Origin of the sequence: Candidatus Solincola tengchongensis (assembly GCF_015711935.1) — a bacterium.
Lineage (GTDB): Bacteria > Actinomycetota > Geothermincolia > Geothermincolales > RBG-13-55-18 > Solincola_A > Solincola_A tengchongensis.
The window spans coordinates 42,066-60,462 of record NZ_JACVJJ010000022.1 but is presented as its reverse complement, the minus strand read 5'-3'; the positions used below and the strand labels follow the sequence as shown (position 1 = coordinate 60,462).

The 18,397-nt window shown below is 61.6% G+C and carries 11 protein-coding genes; 5 read left to right on the top strand and 6 right to left on the bottom strand.

Annotated features, from left to right (window positions below; translation table 11 throughout):
* Positions 1–330: 330 nt before the first annotated feature.
* Positions 331–2,004 (top strand): GspE/PulE family protein, encoded by a 1,674-nt coding sequence (locus H7007_RS01345; RefSeq protein WP_287152688.1) that lies wholly within the window; start codon positions 331–333, stop codon positions 2,002–2,004.
* 238 nt (positions 2,005–2,242) lie between these two features.
* Here H7007_RS01345 and H7007_RS01340 read toward each other — a convergent pair whose 3' ends face one another.
* From H7007_RS01340 to H7007_RS01315, 6 genes are all read right to left on the bottom strand, one after another.
* Positions 2,243–2,581 (bottom strand): STAS domain-containing protein, encoded by a 339-nt coding sequence (locus H7007_RS01340; protein ID WP_287152687.1) that lies wholly within the window; start codon positions 2,579–2,581, stop codon positions 2,243–2,245.
* Positions 2,582–2,602: 21 nt separating this feature from the next.
* On the bottom strand, positions 2,603–3,337 hold the full coding sequence (locus H7007_RS01335; protein ID WP_287152686.1) for a hypothetical protein: 735 nt from the start codon (positions 3,335–3,337) through the stop codon (positions 2,603–2,605).
* A gap of 1,356 nt (positions 3,338–4,693) precedes the next feature.
* Positions 4,694–5,587: a hypothetical protein gene (locus H7007_RS01330; protein WP_287152685.1), complete on the bottom strand. Its 894-nt coding sequence runs from the start codon at positions 5,585–5,587 to the stop codon at positions 4,694–4,696.
* A gap of 132 nt (positions 5,588–5,719) precedes the next feature.
* A complete protein-coding gene (locus H7007_RS01325; RefSeq protein WP_287152684.1) occupies positions 5,720–10,741 on the bottom strand; it encodes a beta strand repeat-containing protein in 5,022 nt (1,673 codons plus the stop codon).
* A 790-nt stretch (positions 10,742–11,531) separates the two neighbouring features.
* Entirely contained in the window at positions 11,532–12,266 is a 735-nt protein-coding gene (locus tag H7007_RS01320; RefSeq protein ID WP_287152683.1) for a LolA-like protein, read from the bottom strand.
* A gap of 229 nt (positions 12,267–12,495) precedes the next feature.
* On the bottom strand, positions 12,496–13,449 hold the full coding sequence (locus H7007_RS01315; RefSeq protein ID WP_287152682.1) for a PQQ-binding-like beta-propeller repeat protein: 954 nt from the start codon (positions 13,447–13,449) through the stop codon (positions 12,496–12,498).
* Positions 13,450–13,975: 526 nt separating this feature from the next.
* Here H7007_RS01315 and H7007_RS01310 point away from each other — a divergent pair.
* From H7007_RS01310 to H7007_RS01295, 4 genes are all read left to right on the top strand, one after another.
* Positions 13,976–15,226 carry a nucleotide-binding protein gene (locus H7007_RS01310; RefSeq protein ID WP_287152681.1) on the top strand — a complete coding sequence of 417 codons (1,251 nt, stop codon included), beginning with the start codon at positions 13,976–13,978 and terminating at the stop codon, positions 15,224–15,226.
* A 4-nt stretch (positions 15,227–15,230) separates the two neighbouring features.
* Complete coding sequence (locus tag H7007_RS01305) at positions 15,231–16,490, top strand: TadA family conjugal transfer-associated ATPase (protein ID WP_287152680.1); 1,260 nt, start codon at positions 15,231–15,233, stop codon at positions 16,488–16,490.
* 194 nt (positions 16,491–16,684) lie between these two features.
* Complete coding sequence (locus tag H7007_RS01300) at positions 16,685–17,338, top strand: type II secretion system F family protein (protein ID WP_287152679.1); 654 nt, start codon at positions 16,685–16,687, stop codon at positions 17,336–17,338.
* 3 nt (positions 17,339–17,341) lie between these two features.
* Positions 17,342–18,193, top strand: coding sequence for a type II secretion system F family protein (locus tag H7007_RS01295; RefSeq protein ID WP_287152678.1), 852 nt, complete (start codon positions 17,342–17,344; stop codon positions 18,191–18,193).
* The last annotated feature ends 204 nt before the right edge of the window (positions 18,194–18,397 follow it).

Sequence of the window (18,397 nt, the reverse complement as noted above, 5' to 3'; positions counted from 1 at the left end):
GGAGGCCGGGCCACCGATTGTCCTCTTACCCCGAGAGGCTCCATGCAGGCGCGGGATGGCCCCACACCCCACCAGGAAGACATGCACAGGGCAAGGTACTCAAGGGAACCTCCCTTTCGGGCACGGCCCGGATTCCCTTCCCGCGAGGAGCGCGGCGAAACGCCGTTGCCGGAGGCGTGCAAGGCCGGTCGGCGACCGGGGAGACCCCAACGGCAATGTAGGCCCCGTCTTCAGTTTGTGGTGCCGGATGACGAAAAAATCTATGATAATGGTAGGGGGGAGTTCCAGCCGTGGTTCCCCTCAACCGAAAGGATAGCGGGGGAAGATAGTATGCCATCCGCGACGGACAGGCTCTCACAACTGCTCCTGAAGAACAACGTGGTCACCGAGAAGCAGCTGGCGCAGGCCCTGGAGCGACAGAAGGAGACCGGGGCCAGCCTGGGCCGGGTGCTACTCGAGATGGGAATGGTCAAGGAGAACCAGTTGGCGGAGCTTATCGCCCGCGAACTGGGCCTGGAGTACGTTGACCTCCTGGAGTACAAGATAAACATCCAGGCCACCACCTCCATAGACGAATCCATGGCCAGGCGCTACAGTTGCATCCCCATCGACTTCGAGGACGGGAAGTTGGTGGTGGCCATGGCCGACCCCACCAACATCTACGCCCTGGACGACATCCGCCTGAGCACCGGGTACGAGGTCAAGCCGGTGGTGAGCGCGCGGGAGGACATCCTGAGCGCCATCCAGCGATACTACCACCTGGACACGGACGTGGTGGAGGAGGCCCTCCAAGACAAAGGCGAGGAGGAGGCCGAGGGCATCACCGGCGTGGTGGACGACACGCCTCTGGTAAGATTTACCACAACGATGATAACCGAGGCCATCAACCGGGGAGCCAGCGACATACACATCGACCCCCGCGAGAACGAGGTCCTCATCCGCTACCGCATAGACGGTGTTTGTCAGGAGATAAAGCGCCTTCCCAAGAACGTGCACGATGGGATAGTGTCACGCATCAAGATCATCTCCGACTTGAACATCGCCGAGCGGAGGGTCCCCCAGGACGGGCACTTCGGGTTGGTCACCAACGGTAAGGCCATCGACTTCCGGGTCGCCGTCCTCCCCACCGTCTACGGGGAGAAGGTGGTCATGCGTATCCTGGACAAGTCGAGCATTCTCCTGCGGCTGGAGGACCTCGGCTTCCTGCCCGAGGCGCTGGAGAAGTACCGCCAGGCCTTCACCAAGCCCCACGGGGCCCTCCTGGTCACCGGCCCCACCGGCAGCGGGAAGTCCACCTCCCTCTACGCCACCCTGAACGTGCTCAACACGGAGCACAAGAACATCACCACCGTGGAGGACCCCGTTGAGTACCGCCTGGCGGGCATAAACCAGGTGCAGGTGAACCCCAAGGCCGGCCTCACCTTCGCCAACGCCCTGCGCAACATCCTGCGGACCTCTCCCGACATCTTGATGGTGGGCGAGATCCGCGACCGTGAGACGGCCAAGACGGCCATCGAGGCCGCCCTCACCGGCCACCTGGTATTATCCACCCTGCACACCAACGATGCACCCAGCGCCCTGCCCCGCCTCATCGAGATGGGGGTGGAGGCCTTCCTGGTCTCTTCCGCCGTCAACTGCGTGATGGCCCAGAGGCTGGTGCGCAAGCTCTGTCCCAACTGCAAGGTGCCCTATGAACCCGACATCGAGGTGCTCAAGGCCCTGGACTTCCCCTACCAGGACATGGATGACCTGATCCTCTACAAGGCCAACGAGAACGGCTGCGCCAAGTGCGGGGGCACGGGCTACAAGGGACGCATCGGCCTCTACGAGGTCATGCCCATGAGCGAGGAGATAAAGAAGCTCACCGTCAAGGAGGCCTCGGCCACGACGATCATGAAACAGGCCAAGGAAGAGGGCCTCATCACCATGCGCGACGACGGTTTCATCAAGGTCAAGATGGGCATCACCTCCATCGAGGAGGTCATGCGGGTGGTGGCCATCTGAACGCATGATTGCCCGCAAGTCATACTGATAACACCCGTTCACCGTCCATCGCGCTGCCGTGCTGCGTATGCGCGGTGCAAGCGGCTTTCACACCCGGATCATCCTGTGCCGCCAACCACGTATGCGCCGTCGAAAACCGCCTTTAACGCCCGGGGTGCGGCATCGTAAAGCCCGCTGCGGAAGTGTATGAGAATGACCTTGAAACGTGAGGTCGACAGGGCGTGAAGGCGGCAAGGTTTCAGAGCGCTTGGAGGGCTTCCTCCAGGGTGGAGAACAGGGGGATTATCCTCTCGATCTGGGCCACCCGGAAGAGATCGACCACCATATCCGAGGCGCGGGCGATGACCAGCCTCCCCCCTTCTCTTTCCGCCTTCTTGTAGGCGTCGACGATGACGGAGATACCTCCACTGGATAAGTAACTGGTGTTTTCCATGTCCAGCACCATGCGTTTCACGCCTTTTTTAAAGATGGAGTTGATGAAGGCGAAGAATTCCTCCACGTTGGTGGAGTCCACCACGCCTTCCACGCGCACCAGGGCCTTGGCCCCGCCGTTCAACATCTCCACTTCCCAGGCCATGGCCACTCTCCATTCGACGTCTCACTCGCGTACCGCCCGCCCGAACTGTAGGAAGATCTCGGGTATGGGTGGCATCCCGAAACCGATGATGAAGGCCAGGAGGGTGGGCATGATCATAATCCATATGAAGGCTCCCGGGAACATGGCCTCCATGGTATGGCGCATTACCTCCGCGCCGTGCTCCCAGATGAAACGGAAGGAGATGAGGTCGAAGAACACGGTACGCAGGGCCGCGTTCTTGGTGATGATCAGGAACCAGTGCAGGAACTCGCCCAGGAAGAGGGCGAAGAAGGTGACCAGCGCGGCCTGCACGGCCAGCTTGGTGCCGTGCTTCCTGCCCGCTTTCCACCAGAAAAGCAGGCCGAGGAGGATACCCAAGGCCACCGCATGGATGCCGTATTCCGTGTCCTTGGGCACCAGGTAGGCGTTGGGCACGGCCCAGAGGACAACGCCCAGGACCAACATGAGCAGGATGAACAGCGTGGCTTTCCACCAGCTGGAGGCGAGCTCCGTGTGCTCCGAGGCCCGGGGCTGGGCCAGGAAGGACCAACGCCTTTCCCTCTCCCCTCGCACCTTGCGGCGTTCCTCGGCCGAGCGACGAACCTCCCGGGATATACCCGGCGCCACCTCTTCAGCCGTGGAGGAGAGGGCCCGGGCATCCGCAAGCTTATCCCGGGGGACGGTCGCCGCTCCACCCCGTCCCGCTCCTGCCCTCCCCGGAACCTCGGCCTCCGGCCGCAGGAGCGCGGAAAGCACCTCCTCCACGCCATCTCCGGCAGCGGCTTGGGCTTTCCGGACTCCCCCCGCCGGTTCACCCGCTCTCCGGCCGCTTTCAGGCCGCAGGAGCCGTGAGACCACGACATCGAGCTCAGCTTCCTCGCCCCGAACCGCCGTTCCGGGATGGATCGGCCCCGGTTCCCGCGCCTCATCCGGCTCTCGTCCCGGCTTCGCCGGCGCGGCCGTACCTTTCCCCCCTGACCGGGATGCCGTGTCGGTCCGCTCCACTGGCTCCCGTGTTCCAGGTCTTACCGTCTCATCCCTCACGGCCACGGCCTCTCTTGGTCCCTGCTTTTCGCTTTCTTGCGAGGTCTCTTCCGGGAGGCCCTTCCCCGCCGAACGCCTTCTTCCAGGAAAACGGAACCTCCTCTTCTCCACGGCCCTGGACAGCTCGGTGAAGTCCTCATCGGGGCCCAGAGAGAGGAAATCCGCTTCCCCGCCGGTACCGTGCTCGACAACGCCTGCGGTTCTCTCCGCGGAAAGGGCTTCCTCTACACCCTCCTTCCCCGACACCCACCCCTTTCGTCCCGGCCTACCGCCTCGCCGGACTGTTTTCCACAATCTCCCAGCTTCTGCAGCCCGCTCCGAAACGGTTTCCGCCTCTTCGGCCTCCGCTCGCGCCGTCGGGGAGGGGCCCTCCGGCATCTCGGAACTCGGGGGAGGTGTGGCCGCCGGCACCGCAGTCCCGTAAAGGCGGGCGCCCCGTCCGGTTTCCGCCGCAGTCCGGGCTGCGGTACCTTCGACTTGCTCGTCCGGGGATGCGAACTCCCGGCTGAATTCGTCTATCCGCCTTCGGTGGCATTCCGGACACAGGGTAGTCTGGTCCGTCTCCCGCACGCACTCAATGCAGAAACCCGTCCCGCATTCACGGCAGGAGGCCACCGCTCGCTTGTGGGGATGGCGGGGACAGTTCAAGCGTCACACCTCCATCAAAATCCTGGTAAGCTGGATTGCATCTCCCTTCTGCGCCTTGAAGCTGGAGTTGACTTCCCCTTTCCGACTTCGATACTTCCTCTAATTACCGTTCACTTTCTAACATACCATAAACCATCCGCCAATGACTTTTCCCACACCTATCCCTTCCCTTTTCTTAACTTGTTTTAGCCGGGAGAGAGCTTGAGCTCCCCCCTTTTCGATTTCTTCATCGCTCGAAAGAAATTGACATCCCCCATCTTGCCTTGTGAGAGGTCCACCGAACTGGCCTATCCAGGTAATTACCACTCTCGTAAAAACCCCTGCGTTCTGGAACGGCCAACCCCTTCTCCGCAGGGAAAGGAATCGAGCCGTTTTTGCCCTCAACAGCTGGGTAATGCAGGCGTTTGCAATAGCTCAAGCCTATGAACCGCTCTCCATGTACAACCTGTTTATCTCCAATTCGATTTCCCCCAAGGAATGGTCGAGTGAAAATATCATCAACTTCCCTTTTAACCCCTCGGCCAACGAGGGATAGGCATCGAGCAGTTCCTGGACCCGACCGAACTCCGCGCTGATTCCGATATCTTCCCTGATGTCCGCAAGGGGAAGACGGTCGATGATGTTGTCGACGACCTTCTCAAGCGCCAAGGATAGCTCCAAAAAATATGAGCGGTAGCTGGATAGGATGGGATCGACCGTCAACCCTCCGAGTGATTGAATCGTCATTTCCACGGCCCGCCTAAGCCTCTCCAGCCTCTCCCTCCATTCGGACTGGTTCTGGGGTATATCCAGTTGGGTGATGGTCGCCTCCTCCTCGAGAAGTGGCCTGACGGCCAGCAGGATCGCTTCCATATCTTGGTAAAAGATGGAAACCTCATCAAGTGCCTCGCGAGCATTGGGCACGAACTCGCTGACAAGTTCTCCGAGGCGCATGAGCTTGCCCCGATAATCGATGGAGGACAAATCCTCAAGCGCCTGCCCTGCCGCCTGAACCAAATCCTGGCCCGTCCGTACTGCACTCATGGCATCACTCAGAAAAGCGGCGTTCTCGAAATCGAAGCCGTTAAGCGCCTGTATACATTCTGTCGCTCCCTGCACCGCGTTGTTTAAGCTCTTCACGGACGCTTCCACTCTCTCGAGGGAACCGCCAAGGGAGCCGCCTCCACAACCGGCGAAGAAAAGAGTCATTGACAGGAGAAGCGTGAACATGAGGGAAAAGAAGGTTCCCGTGAATCGATTTACCTTCGCGCCATGGGGAATACATTCATTCATCGGTTTTGAACCAGCCACAGGGCCCACATCCGGTGCGGGCATAAGGCTTCCCCTCCTCGCCTGCCAAAACTCAAAAGGCCACGCTCTCAAATTTAACACCATACACGGACAACCGCGTGAATGGGCAAGAAAAAGAGGGCGGGCATGACGCCAGCCCTCTCACACACCGTACGACTACCAGTCTCCCCCATTGGCATCGTAGATGAACCCTTCGAGCTTACCCTCGATATGGTGCCCGAGACCCAAGATGTTCAGGTTGGAGTGGAGCATCAGGACGAACTGGTCGAAGAAGGTGATAGGTGCATCATCGTTATGATAATCGACGCCGGTTGCGTTTAGGGCATTGACCAGAGCCTGGGCTCGGGCCCCTGAGAGGTTGATGATCAGGTTGGTGAGGAAGGTCTGGCCATTGGTGGAGGCCAGCGCGCCGGCGATGACGTTGGTGTCCAGGGCGCCCAGCAGGTTCTGCAGGAAGGTCCCGTTGGCATTGATGGCTCCCGCGAGAACGCCGGCGTTCAGGTTGGAGATAAGCTGGGTCAGGAAAGTCTGGTTCGTGTTGATGGCCGCGGCGACCACCGAGGGGTTGAGGTTGGCGATCAGGTTGTTCAGGAAGGCCCCGTTGGCGTTGATGGCCGCCGCAAGTACCGAGGGGTTGAGCGCCCCGAGCAGGTTGGTCAGGAAGGTCTGGTTGTTGTTGACGATATAGGCCACCTGTGTGGCGTTCAGCTTGGAGACCAGGGTCGCCAGCCAGTCCCGCACCGAGTTGGAGTTGAGCACGTTGGCCAACACGGTGGTGTCCAACCCGGTTATCAGGCTGCTCATGAAAGTCTCGTTGGCGTTGATGGCTGTGGCCAGGACCGTCGGAGAAAGGTTGGTGACCATCCCGGTGACAAAGGTCTGGTTGGCGTTGACCGCGCCGGCTATGACCGCCGGGTTAAGATACCCTATCAGGTTGGTGACGAAGGTCTGGTTGGCGTTGACCGCGTTGGCCAGGACCTGCGGGTCGAGGGCTCCCAGCAGGTTGTTCACGAAGGTCTGGTTGCCGTTGATGGCCGCGGCCACCACGCTGGGGTTGAGGGCGCCGAGCAGGTTGGTCAGGAAGGTGCCATTGGCGTTGATGGCGTTGGCCAGCACGTTGGGATCGAGTTTGCCGAGGAGCTGGCTGAGGAAGGTCCCGCTGGCGTTGATGACGTTTGCGAGCACGGTGGTGTCCAGGTTCTGAACCAGCGCGGTGACGAAGGCCTCGTTGGCGTTGACGGCTGCGGCGATGACCGAGGCGTCCAGGTTGGAGATGAGGTCGGACAGCCAAGTCCCGTTGTTGTTCACCACGTAAGCCAGCTTGGCCTCGTCGATCTGTGGCAGTAGTGCGGCCAGGAAATCCCTGGTGCTGTCGGCGTTGGCTATCCCGGCTATGGCAGCGGTGTCCAGACCGGGAATGAGCGTGTTGGTTATCCAGGTGGAGAGCCCGCTCACCATGCTGTTCACCGTCGCCGGGGTCACGTTGGTCACCACGGAGTTCAGCCAGCTCACGTTGTTGTTCACGATGGAGGCTATGTTGGCCGCGTTGAGCTGGGGCAGGAGGCTGTTGAGGAAGGCCACCGTGTTGGGATGGTTGGCTATCCCGGCGATGGCAGCGGTATCCAGCCCGGGAATGAGCGTGTTGGTTATCCAGGTGGAGAGCCCGCTCACCATGCTGTTCACCGTCGCCGGGGTCACGTTGGTCACCACGGAGTTCAGCCAGCTCACGTTGTTGTTCACGATGGAGGCTATGTTGGCCGCGTTGAGCTGGGGCAGGAGGCTGTTGAGGAAGGCCACCGTTGCCGGGTCGTTGACCAAGGTGGCGATGGAACCGAGAGCCCCAGTCCTCAGATCGTTCATTAATTGAGCCCACCAGGCGGGATCCAGGTTGTTCACGATGTCCACGACCATGGCCGTGGAGAGGTTGGAGATGAGGTCGCCCACGAAGGCCCCGTTGGAGTTGAGGATGCCGGCGAGGATGGCCGGGTCCAGGTAGCCGATGAGGGCGTCCACGAAGGCGGTGAACTCGGGCGAGTTGGCGATGTTGCCCAGGACGGTCAGGGTGGTGGCGTTGTTGAGGTCGGTGAAGAGCTGGGCCGTCCAGGCGGGATCCAGGTTGTTCACGATGTCCACGACCATGGCCGTGGAGAGGTTGGAGATGAGGTCGCCCACGAAGGCCCCGTTGGAGTTGAGGATGCCGGCGAGGATGGCCGGGTCCAGGTAGCCGATGAGGGCGTCCACGAAGGCGGTGAACTCGGGCGAGTTGGCGATGTTGCCCAGGACGGTCAGGGTGGTGGCGTTGTTGAGGTCGGTGAAGAGCTGGGCCGTCCAGGCGGGATCCAGGTTGTTCACGATGTCCACGACCATGGCCGTGGAGAGGTTGGAGATGAGGTCGCCCACCCATGCTCCATTGTTGTTCACTATACCCGCAAGTGAAGCAGGATTCAGATTGGGCAGCAGGCGGTTGATGAAGTCTATGGTGTTGGGATGGTTCACGAGGGTGGCCACGATGCCCTCATCCAGGTTGGGCATGAGCACCCCGAGCATCCAGGGGCCGAGGTCGGTGAGCAGGCTGTTCACCGTGGAGGGGGCGATTCCCGAGACCACGTCCCCCATCCAGTCCCAGTTGGCGTTGAGGATGGAGGCGATGCCGGAGGCGTCGAGCTGGGGGAGGAGGCTGTTCAAAAAGGCGATGGTCGCCGGGTCGTTGGCGATGGAGGCTATGGCCGAGACGTCCAGGGCGGGAAGGAGGGTCCCCGTGAGCCAGGGGGCGAGGTCGGAGATGAGGGTGTTCACCGTGGCCGGGGTGACCCCGGAGAGGAGGTCGGCCACGAAGGCCCCGTTGCCGTTGACGATCCCCGCGAGCGCCGTGGCGTCGAGATTGGGCAGCAGGCGGTTGATGAAGTCTATGGTGTTGGGATGGTTCACGAGGGTGGCCACGATGCCCTCATCCAGGTTGGGCATGAGCACCCCGAGCATCCAGGGGCCGAGGTCGGTGAGCAGGCTGTTCACCGTGGAGGGGGCGATTCCCGAGACCACGTCCCCCATCCAGTCCCAGTTGGCGTTGAGGATGGAGGCGATGCCGGAGGCGTCGAGCTGGGGGAGGAGGCTGTTCAAAAAGGCGATGGTCGCCGGGTCGTTGGCGATGGAGGCTATGGCCGAGACGTCCAGGGCGGGAAGGAGGGTCCCCGTGAGCCAGGGGGCGAGGTCGGAGATGAGGGTGTTCACCGTGGCCGGGGTGACCCCGGAGAGGAGGTCGGCCACGAAGGCCCCGTTGCCGTTGACGATCCCCGCGAGCGCCGTGGCGTCGAGATTGGGCAGCAGGCGGTTGATGAAGTCTATGGTGTTGGGATGGTTCACGAGGGTGGCCACGATGCCCTCATCCAGGTTGGGCATGAGCACCCCGAGCATCCAGGGGCCGAGGTCGGTGAGCAGGCTGTTCACCGTGGAGGGGGCGATGCCCGAGACCACGTCCCCCATCCAGTCCCAGTTGGCGTTGAGGATGGAGGCGATGCCGGAGGCGTCGAGCTGGGGGAGGAGGCTGTTCAAAAAGGCGATGGTCGCCGGGTCGTTGGCGATGGAGGCGATGACCCCCAGGCTCGTGGGGTTGTTGAGGTCGGTGAAGAGCTGGGCCGTCCAGGAGGGGTCCAGGCTGTTCAGAAGGTCCACCACCATGCCCGTGGAGAGGTGGGAGACCAAATCCCCGATCCAGGAGCCGTTGTTGTTCACGATCCCCGCCAGGGTGGCGGCGTCGAGCTGGGGGAGGAGGGCGTTTATGAAGGCCACCGTGGCCGGGTCGTTGGCGATGGAGGCGATGACCCCCAGGCTCGTGGGGTTGTTGAGGTCGGTGAAGAGCTGGGCCGTCCAGGAGGGGTCCAGGCTGTTCAGAAGGTCCACCACCATGCCCGTGGAGAGGTGGGAGACCAAATCCCCGATCCAGGAGCCGTTGTTGTTCACGATCCCCGCCAGGGTGGCGGCGTCGAGCTGGGGGAGGAGGGCGTTTATGAAGGCCACCGTGGCCGGGTCGTTGGCGATGGAAGCTATGACCCCGGTGTCCAGCTGGGATATCAAACTCACCGCCCAGGGCGCGTTGCCGTTAATGACCTCCGCTATGGTGGTCGGTGAGAGGGAGCCCACGAAATCGGTCATAAAAGCGGCGTTGTTGTCCAGGATGTGGCCCAACTGCGCGCCGTCCAGATATCCGATGAGTTCATCCAGCCAGGCAGCGTTGTTCGAGACCGCACCCGCCACCATCGCGGGATCGAGGAATCCCATAAGGGCGCTCACGAAGCCCCCGTTGGCGTTTATAGAGCCCGCTATGGAGGCCGGGTTCAGGTAACCTATCAAACGGGTGACGAAGGACTGATTGTTGATGATGGAAGCGATGAAATCCGGCTTCAGAAGAGCGACCACGTCGTTCACCAGCTGCTCGTTGTTGTTCAGGGCATCGGCTATGACGTCCGGGTCCAAATATCCCAGCAGCTGCACAAGGAAGGGGCCATTGGCGTTCACCACACCCGCCAGGACCCTTGGGTTCAACAGGGCCAGAACCGAGGTCAGGAATCTCCCGTTGGAGTTGACCACCAGGGCCGCCACCCTCGGGTCGATGAGGCTCACCGTTTCTACCGCCATGTTCGGATTCTCATTGATGGCCCTGGCCAGGACCTCGGCGTTGATGAGCCCCGCCACTTGGGTTATGAAGGTGCTGTTGTTGTTTATCACCTGGGAAATTACCTGGGGATCGAGGGACCCCACCAACTGGATGGCGAACTCCTGATTGTTGTTGATGATATAGGCCACGGATCCGGGGTCCAGATATTGAGCCACTTCCACCAGGAAGGTGTAATTGTTGTTCACTACGTCCGCGATGACACGAGGGTCGAGGTAGGGGATGACCATGCTCACGAACTCGCTGTTCTGGTTCATGATCTGCGCAGCCGTCTTGGGATCAAGTGAGGCGATAAGGCTGCTTATGAACTCGGGATTCGCGTTGACCGCGGAGGCCAGTATGTCCGCCTGCAGGAGAGGGAGAAGCTCGGCAACCAGCTCGGGGTTCTCGTTGATGGCACGCGCAACTTCCTTGGGGTCAAGGGTCTCGAACATGCCTACCAGGTTATTCTTGGAATTGAATATCTTGCCCATCAAGGGGCCGAAGGGGCTGCGCGAGGGTAAGGCCATCCACCCCCCCCACCACCAGCAGGGCAACCAGCATGACGATTACCAGCAGGTTAACGACCTTCTGAAGCGTCCTGTTGATGAGCATGACCCCGACCCCCTTCACCTTACCGCTGCAGGCTCGATACGCATGGCCTTAAGATGTTTTCCACTCCCTGGATAGGCGTGACATGGCGGAAAAGGCAACGGCCTCGCCGGCCGAAAGCCCGAAAAAAAGAAACGAAAGATGTGATATTCCATACTCGGGGAAAAATGCGGAATAGGAAACATCGCCGTACCGCATTTGCGGTACCAGGCGATAAGATTTTCCGTCCAAGCCCCCCGGCTGGACGCCTGCAAATAAAAGCGACCAAAACCTGCACCCCTTGACTTGCCTCTTGCTTTTGCCTCCCCGGGGCATTGAGCCGGAGCCCCAGTTCCCTTACCTCGACTATCCCCTCCCTATGGACACGGAAACTAATCAACGTATGTTACCAGCCGTTATATATTTCGGCAACGAATCTTTCTACATTTAGCGGCAATGCACCTTTCCCGAAAAACATTTGCAAAAACGTAACATGGCCGCAACGCCAGCTTGACAGCCGGCGGAAAATAATCGGACACGACCCCGGGGTGGTGAACCAGACCCGATGTGCTGTGCCAGATCGATCGAATAGGGGCTCGCATCTTAACCTTAGCGGGAGGGAGCCTTAGCGGGAGGGAACCGCATGCCGCCCGCCCAACACCCGCCCACCATACATGACTAATTAAAAACCCGGGCGCCGGAAGGCGCCCGGGTCTTTCTTTCCTGCCATCAGGACGGCGGGCTGATGCTTATGGGCTGGTTTATCTCCGTTATATTGGTGACGATGCGCACGTCCCCGTACCCGATCTTCTCCTCGATGAGCACGTTCCGGATCACCGCTTCGTACTTTATGCGGTAGTAGGTGTCCTTTTCCACCCATACATCGACGTCCGCACCGCTGGCCGCGGAGAGCTGCGAGACCGGCACTTTGGAAAATAGGCTGGGTATCTCCCCGGGAGCCAAGCCGAAATAGAGGTGGTAGGTCTCCTTGCCCCCCACCTTCTCCAAGCCCTTGTTCTCCTTCGTCGAGGCCACGGATGGGAGATTTGCGAGCCCACGCATCTGCTCCGTGGCCGACTGCGCCGTGAGGCTCACCGGTTGCTCCTGCCATTTCTTCTCCCCCATAGACCGGCTGTACTGCTTGCCGCCGACAACGATGACCTCACTGAAGGTATGCCCGAAGATGGAGTTTTGAAGGTGCACGTTGTTCCCGCTCACGTCAACGGTATAGGTCTGGATCTGCCCGCTGCCGAACTTCGTGTTCTGGTAAAATATGGCTATTTCCATGTGCAGGGAGGTTATGTTCTCCTGGGCTTCCGCCGACTTATCCCAGATCTCCTCCAGGGAGGGTTCCCCCTTTCCGCAGCCGGGAAAGACGACCAACAGGAAACATAGGAGCACGGTCAGAGAGACTGCCGGAAGCCAGCGGCCCGTCCCGCCAGATAGGATGCGCTTCAATCTCATCACCCTTTCTCGTTACCCGTCGCTCTTGAGTTCGAACTAGCTTTTTCCGGTTTTGGCCTTGCGGACATATCACAAGTTTCGACATCGAGGACATATTATATAAGCGCCCCGCATCCCATAAACATCCCGCATCCCTTTTATGTTCCCGATGGTCCCGTTCCGACTCCCAGAACGTTCCTGACCACGAGCGGACGGTGAAACCGTGACCCGCTTTCGCATAATCTATTTTCTACTCTCCCAGACAAAACACCTTGCGCCTGGCGGTCCCCACCAGGACGCGGTCCTCGGTGACCGTGAGCGTCGCCGGCAACACGCCCTCCACGTTCACCTTCAGGGTGGGTGAACCGGTCTCGCACTCCAGAGCCAGCACCTGAGCGGGGCTGGCCAGGTATACATCCTGGTTGGTGACCAGGATGTTCGTCCTGCAGGACGGGATACCGGTAGATGCCTGCCATAGCCGGTCTCCCGTCCTCGCGTCCAACGAGAGCACTCCGGAGGTCTCCTCGACCTCGCCCTGAAGTATGATAACCTGGTTGCCCCTTACCGCTGGACTGGAGAGGACCGTGGGGCCCAGGGCGCAGGACCAAAGGGTCTTGCCGCTCTGAACATCCATGCAGCGCAACTCCACGTCGGTGGCCACGAAGACGCGTCCCTCGTCGGCTACCGGGAAGGAAACCGGGACTCCCTGGAGGCGGGACGACCACAACAGGCGGCCGTCATGGGCATCCAGGGCGAAGAGGGTCCCCTCGTAGGATGCGCACAGTACCTGACCCTCGTAGAGGCAGGGGGAGACCTCCAGAGGAGCGTCCGCTCGAAAGCTCCACTTCTCCGAACCGTCATCCGCGTTCACACAATACAGGAAGCCGTCGCGGGAAGCGAAATAGACAACCTTCCCCGCGGGCAACGGTGAGGAGGGCACCGAACCCCCGGCCTCGGCCTCCCAGCGAAACCTCCCCTCCGCATCCACGCAGACCACGCGGCCGTCCCCCGTGGAGACCAGCACGCCGTCCTCGGACAGCGAGGGCATGGAGGTGATCTCTCCTCCGGTGTCGTACCGCCACAGCGGACGCCCACTTCCCAGATCCAGGCAGTATAAAAACCCGCTCCGGCAGGCCGTGAATACCCTATCGCCCGCGATCGCACACGGGCCGACGATCTCCGACTCCATCCGGGTGCCCCACATCTCGCCCAGGTTTCCTCGGGGTCCGGCAGGAAGATAGGAGGCATGAGAGGGGCCCACTCCGGGCATGGCCATGTCTGCCTTTCCGAGTCTTATCCCCTCTGCGGTACGCCTTATATAGAAAGCGGAGGAAACGGCAAGTACTGCCGCCAGGAGAAGCAACGCACCGGAGAGCCATCTTTTTCTCGGTGTTTCTCCTATGCCGGCTAACATACCCGCCTCGCCATCTCGCTGCGTCGCAACCACAGGCCTCGGTCTCGATGCCCGTCAATCCCTCTCCGGAAGATGCACGGGAACAGGCACCGGCGAACCCGTCACGCCCTTTTTAACACAAGCCCCCTGCCGCATCAAACCGGGCTCCCTCCTCATGTGCTCCCGGCATCCTCGAAACAAGCGCCCGTATGCCGCGATGCCGGAGAGATGACCGTTTTCCGGGCCTCCCTGGTCCGGTATCCGTCCAGGGAGCAGATATTGACATTATGATAAATTTATATTAGTTATATAACTGTTATAACTTTTGGAGGAACCTATGGAGACCATCAGCGTAGCCCTGGCGCTCCCCAGCGGGGACGTCTCAAGCCTGGCCGAGGCGGTGGACGCACACCCCCTTCTGGAAACGTGCGGGGTGGCGCGTACCCTGGAAGACCTCTGGAGGCTGCTCCACCGCTTCCGTCCGGATATGCTGCTGATCTCCACCCAGCTTCTCCTGGACCTGGAGGATGAGGCACCGGGATTCCATGACCAGGACCGGCTGGGCCTCATCCCCGCTTTCCTGGTTACGGGAACGGAACCCTGGACGGGATACGAGGGGCTTTCGAATTTATTCCGGGGACCTTTCGCTTTCTGCGGAACCATCGACCCCGCGAAGGCAGACCCGGAAGACCTCTATATAAGGCTCAGGGAAAAAGCGGAGTTGCTCCGCGGGACCGCGTTTCGAGAACCGTTCGGGAATCCCGGAAAGAAACCATCGGCTCCCGGCCTCGTCATACTCGCCGGCGGCAAAGGAGGGGTGGGAAACAGCTTGCTGGCATCCTCCCTGGCCGCCTCCTTTGCCGTGCGGGAGAGGCGTGTGCTCCTGGTGGATCTGGACCGGGAACGCTCCCAGCTCTCCATGTTTAAGCCGGAAGGTACGGGAAAGTCTCTTCTCGACCTGCTGCCCCTGGCGGAGGACATCTCCTGGGAGATGGCCCGCGTATCCCTGTACCGCCATCCCGCTGGTTTTTACCTCCTCCCTTTCGGGCACCAGCGCGGGAAAGAGGCGCGACGGGCTTCCCGTCTCCCCTCCTTCTTCTTTCGCAACCTCGCCTTTCTCTTCGACACCGTGGTGGTGGATCTGCCCGGCCACCTTGCGGAGGAGTTCCTCCCTCTTCTCCTCCCCTGCCGCGCTCTGTCCGTGGTCACCATGTCCGACGCCTTGTCCGCGCGTTCCGCACGCGTCCTGAGCTCGACAGTGCGGGGTTTCGGGATCGACCCCCGCGTCCTCCGCCTGATAATCAACCGACACGGAAACAGCTCCACCCTGCAACCCCACGAGATCTCACGGGCCATCGGTATAGAGAACACCTGTACGGTCCCCGACGACCAGCGTTCCGGGCTGGACTTCGCCGAGCTCGGGCGGCTCCCTCGGCCCGATTCATCCCTGGGCAAGGCGGTATCTCGGCTTGCCGGATGGCTCATCGGGGAGACGGAACCCTATCCGGTGGGGGAACAGCGCCTTCGCCTCTTCCCAGGCACGGGAAAGAAAAAGAGTTCCTATCTCCCTTCTACCGCCGGGAGGTGAACGGGTGGAACCTGCAGACGCCTATCCCCTGATCAGGGAAAGGGTTCGGGATCGCCTCTCCGGCACGGAAAAGGTCCTGGACCTCCGAGCCGACATCGCACGGAAACGGAAAGACCTGCTCCGCCTGGCCCGGGAGGTCATATGGGAGGAAGGATTCGTCCTGGGCTCCGCAGAGATGCAGGAGGTCCTGCAGAAACTGCTCGATGACATACTGGGTCTCGGTCCCCTGGAGAGCCTGATGCGCGATGCGGAGATAACGGAGGTCATGGTCAACGGGCCTCACCGGGTCTACGTGGAGAAAAACGGTGTCCTTCTTCCCTGCGATGTGGTCCTGCAGGGCGAGGAGGAGCTCTACCGCATAATCGATCGCATAATCGGCCCCCTCGGGCTCCACGTCGACGAGGCCTCTCCCTATGTGGATGCCCGGCTTCCGGACGGATCCCGGGTCAACGTCATCCTCCCTCCCCTCTCCCTGCTGGGCCCGGCGATCACCATCCGCAAGTTCCGTACCCAGCCCTTCACCCTTCAGGAACTGGTGGAGGTGAAGATGCTCGGCGCGGAGGAAGCCGCTTTCCTGGCCGCCGTGGTGAGGGAGAGGAAAAACGTGGTGATAACGGGCGGTGCGGGAAGCGGAAAAACCACTCTTCTCAACGCGCTGTCCGCGCATATCCATCCCGGTGAGCGCATCATCACCCTGGAGGACGCCGCCGAACTGAGGCTGCAACAGCCTCACGTGGTCCCCCTTGAGACCCGCCCTCCCAACCTGGAGGGGAAGGGCGAGGTGACCCTCCGCGACCTCCTGCGCAACGCGTTGCGTATGCGCCCGGACCGTATAATCATCGGTGAGGTCCGAGGGCCGGAAGCCCTGGACTTGCTGCAAGCCCTGAACACAGGACACCGGGGCTCCATGACCACCATCCACGCCAATTCCCCACTGGATGCCCTCTCCCGCCTGGAGACCATGGCCCTCACCGCCGGAGTGGGCCTTCCCGCGGAGGCACTGCGCCGCCAGATAGAGAGGGCGGTGGACGTCGTTGTGCATGTGGAAAGGGATGGTAAAGGTCGCAGGCGGGTCAGGGAGATAGCGGTCATGGAGAGGGAGGAATGGGGAGGGGGAAGGCTGCGCAGGCTGGAGCCGGAAGCACTTGAGGCGATGGAGAAACAGACGGGGCCGTCCCATCTCTCCGGTCCCGACATCTCCAGCCCGACACCGAGGAAGAGGGAGGGGGTGAGAGCGGCGGTTCCCGGGCCGCGTCGAATATGATAATCGCTTCCGTCCTTCTCCTTCTTGCAAGCGCCATCCTCTTCCGCTCCCACCTACAGCTGGCGAGGCGGGAACGTGCCGCCTCTCTCCTTCTGGGCGAAGCCCTCGGCCCGCCGAGGAGGGTCCCGACCCAGGAGGTACTTCGCGAGGCCGCGCGGAGGGTACTTAAGCCCGGGGGGAAGGAGAGGTTCCTCATGCTCGTTGCCTGTACGGTGGCCCTGGCGGTCACGAGGAACCCGCTCCTCTGCATGCTCCCTCTCCTACTGCCCCCCTTGCGTCGCTTTCTCCGGCAATACCGCGGAAGGAGGAAAGCCCAGAGGAAGGAGGAACAGGTCCTCGAGCTCATCGACTCCCTCACCCAATCGCTGCGCTCCGGCCTTTCACTCCAGCAATCCCTGCAGGTATGCATGGAGGACGTGGGGACAGAACTGGGCGAGGAACTGGGCGAGCTGATCGGGGAGATAAACACCGGGGGCGGCCTAGAGGAATCCCTTCTCCGCGCCGCGGAACGCTCCCCCGTTCCCTCCCTTCGCCTCACCCTGACCGTCTTGGGGTTGCTCCACGGGAGGGGCGGCGACCTTCCCCGGGTACTGGACAGGATGCGGGGCAGGATAAGCGAGGGGCTGGAGGCGCGCAGGGAGTTGAGGATGGCGACCTCTCAGAGCAGGGCCTCGGGTTATCTGGTCTCTGCCCTTCCCCTAGCCTTTCTCGCCATCCAGGCGGCGTTGAACCCTTCCTCCCTCAAACCCATGCTGACCACCCCAGCGGGCAATCTTCTGGCACTGGTGGCCATGGCGCTCAATGCGGCGGCTTTCCTGGTTATAAGGCGCATGACCGAGGGGGGCTGAGGCATGGAGCTGCTCGCTTCTCTCCTGGTAGGCTTTTCCGTCTTCTGCACGCTTCTCTCCATGGCGGGCAGCCGGGTTCGCCGTGAGGCGGTACTGAACCTTGCGGGTGCCGGGAACATACCCCGGCGCAGGGCGAGAAGAGGCAAATCGCTAAATACCATATTCTGGTATCTGAGCGAGTGGCTGGGAAAGCTTTTTTCCGGTTCGGGAGAGAGCGAGGTAAAGCGCCTCCTGCGGGAGGCGGGGCTTGATTGGACGGTGCCCCGCTTCATGGGGATCAGGAGGCTCAGTGGGCTGACCTTCTGTCTCCTCCTCCTTCCCCTGGGCATCACGGGGGCACCCATCCTGCCCCTGGCTTACATCGCGGGTAGCAGGGTGCCGGCCCTATGGCTCAAGCGCAGGCGCCGCCTCGCCCTGGAGGCCCTCGGAGCGGACCTCCCGGAGGTGGTGGACCTGGTGGCCGTGCTTTGTTATGCGGGGGAGAGCCTGCCGAGGTCCCTCAAGCACTCGCTCTCCGTGGTCCAACATCCTCAGACGCGGCGCGAACTGGAAGAGGTGGTGGAGGGCCTCCAGCTGGGCGCTGGGCTGTGTGAGGCCCTGAGTCGCGTCGTCGATCATCCCTCCAGGGAGCTGCGGCGCTTCGCCCGCACCGTTGTGAGGGCCGAGGAGAGCGGTTCTCCGGTATCGGAGGTCCTTGCCCGGTTGGCGGCGGAGATGCGCGCCGCCCGCCGGGAGAGAAACCGGGTACGCGCCGCGCGGGTATCGGTCCTGGTCCTCTTCCCCCTGGTCTTCATGATCCTTCCCAGCTTCCTCCTCCTGACCGTGGGAAGTATGATCATCGGCCGTTCCCTCTGAGGCCCTGAAGGGAGGGCGGCGGTAACGGCCCCTGTGCCGGCGCGGCGATGCTTCTTGCCCAATTGTAGGGCCTATGCCCCAGGAGCGCTTGCACATGGGGGTGGATCAAAGAGGCGCGAAATGACGGGAGGTGATGCCGTAGAACGTGATTATGGAGCCGTTGGAGCCGGAAAAGAGGGGACCGCCGTGCACGAACGGCGGGAG

Coding starts and splice junctions, on each gene's coding strand:
- H7007_RS01315 (WP_287152682.1), bottom strand. CDS start 13,449: ATGTGGGGCACCCGGATGGAGTCGGAGATCGTCGGCCCGTGTGCGATC.
- H7007_RS01300 (WP_287152679.1), top strand. CDS start 16,685: ATGCTCGTTGCCTGTACGGTGGCCCTGGCGGTCACGAGGAACCCGCTC.
- H7007_RS01295 (WP_287152678.1), top strand. CDS start 17,342: ATGGAGCTGCTCGCTTCTCTCCTGGTAGGCTTTTCCGTCTTCTGCACG.
- H7007_RS01340 (WP_287152687.1), bottom strand. CDS start 2,581: ATGGCCTGGGAAGTGGAGATGTTGAACGGCGGGGCCAAGGCCCTGGTG.
- H7007_RS01325 (WP_287152684.1), bottom strand. CDS start 10,741: ATGGCCTTACCCTCGCGCAGCCCCTTCGGCCCCTTGATGGGCAAGATA.
- H7007_RS01310 (WP_287152681.1), top strand. CDS start 13,976: ATGGAGACCATCAGCGTAGCCCTGGCGCTCCCCAGCGGGGACGTCTCA.
- H7007_RS01345 (WP_287152688.1), top strand. CDS start 331: ATGCCATCCGCGACGGACAGGCTCTCACAACTGCTCCTGAAGAACAAC.
- H7007_RS01320 (WP_287152683.1), bottom strand. CDS start 12,266: ATGAGATTGAAGCGCATCCTATCTGGCGGGACGGGCCGCTGGCTTCCG.
- H7007_RS01330 (WP_287152685.1), bottom strand. CDS start 5,587: ATGCCCGCACCGGATGTGGGCCCTGTGGCTGGTTCAAAACCGATGAAT.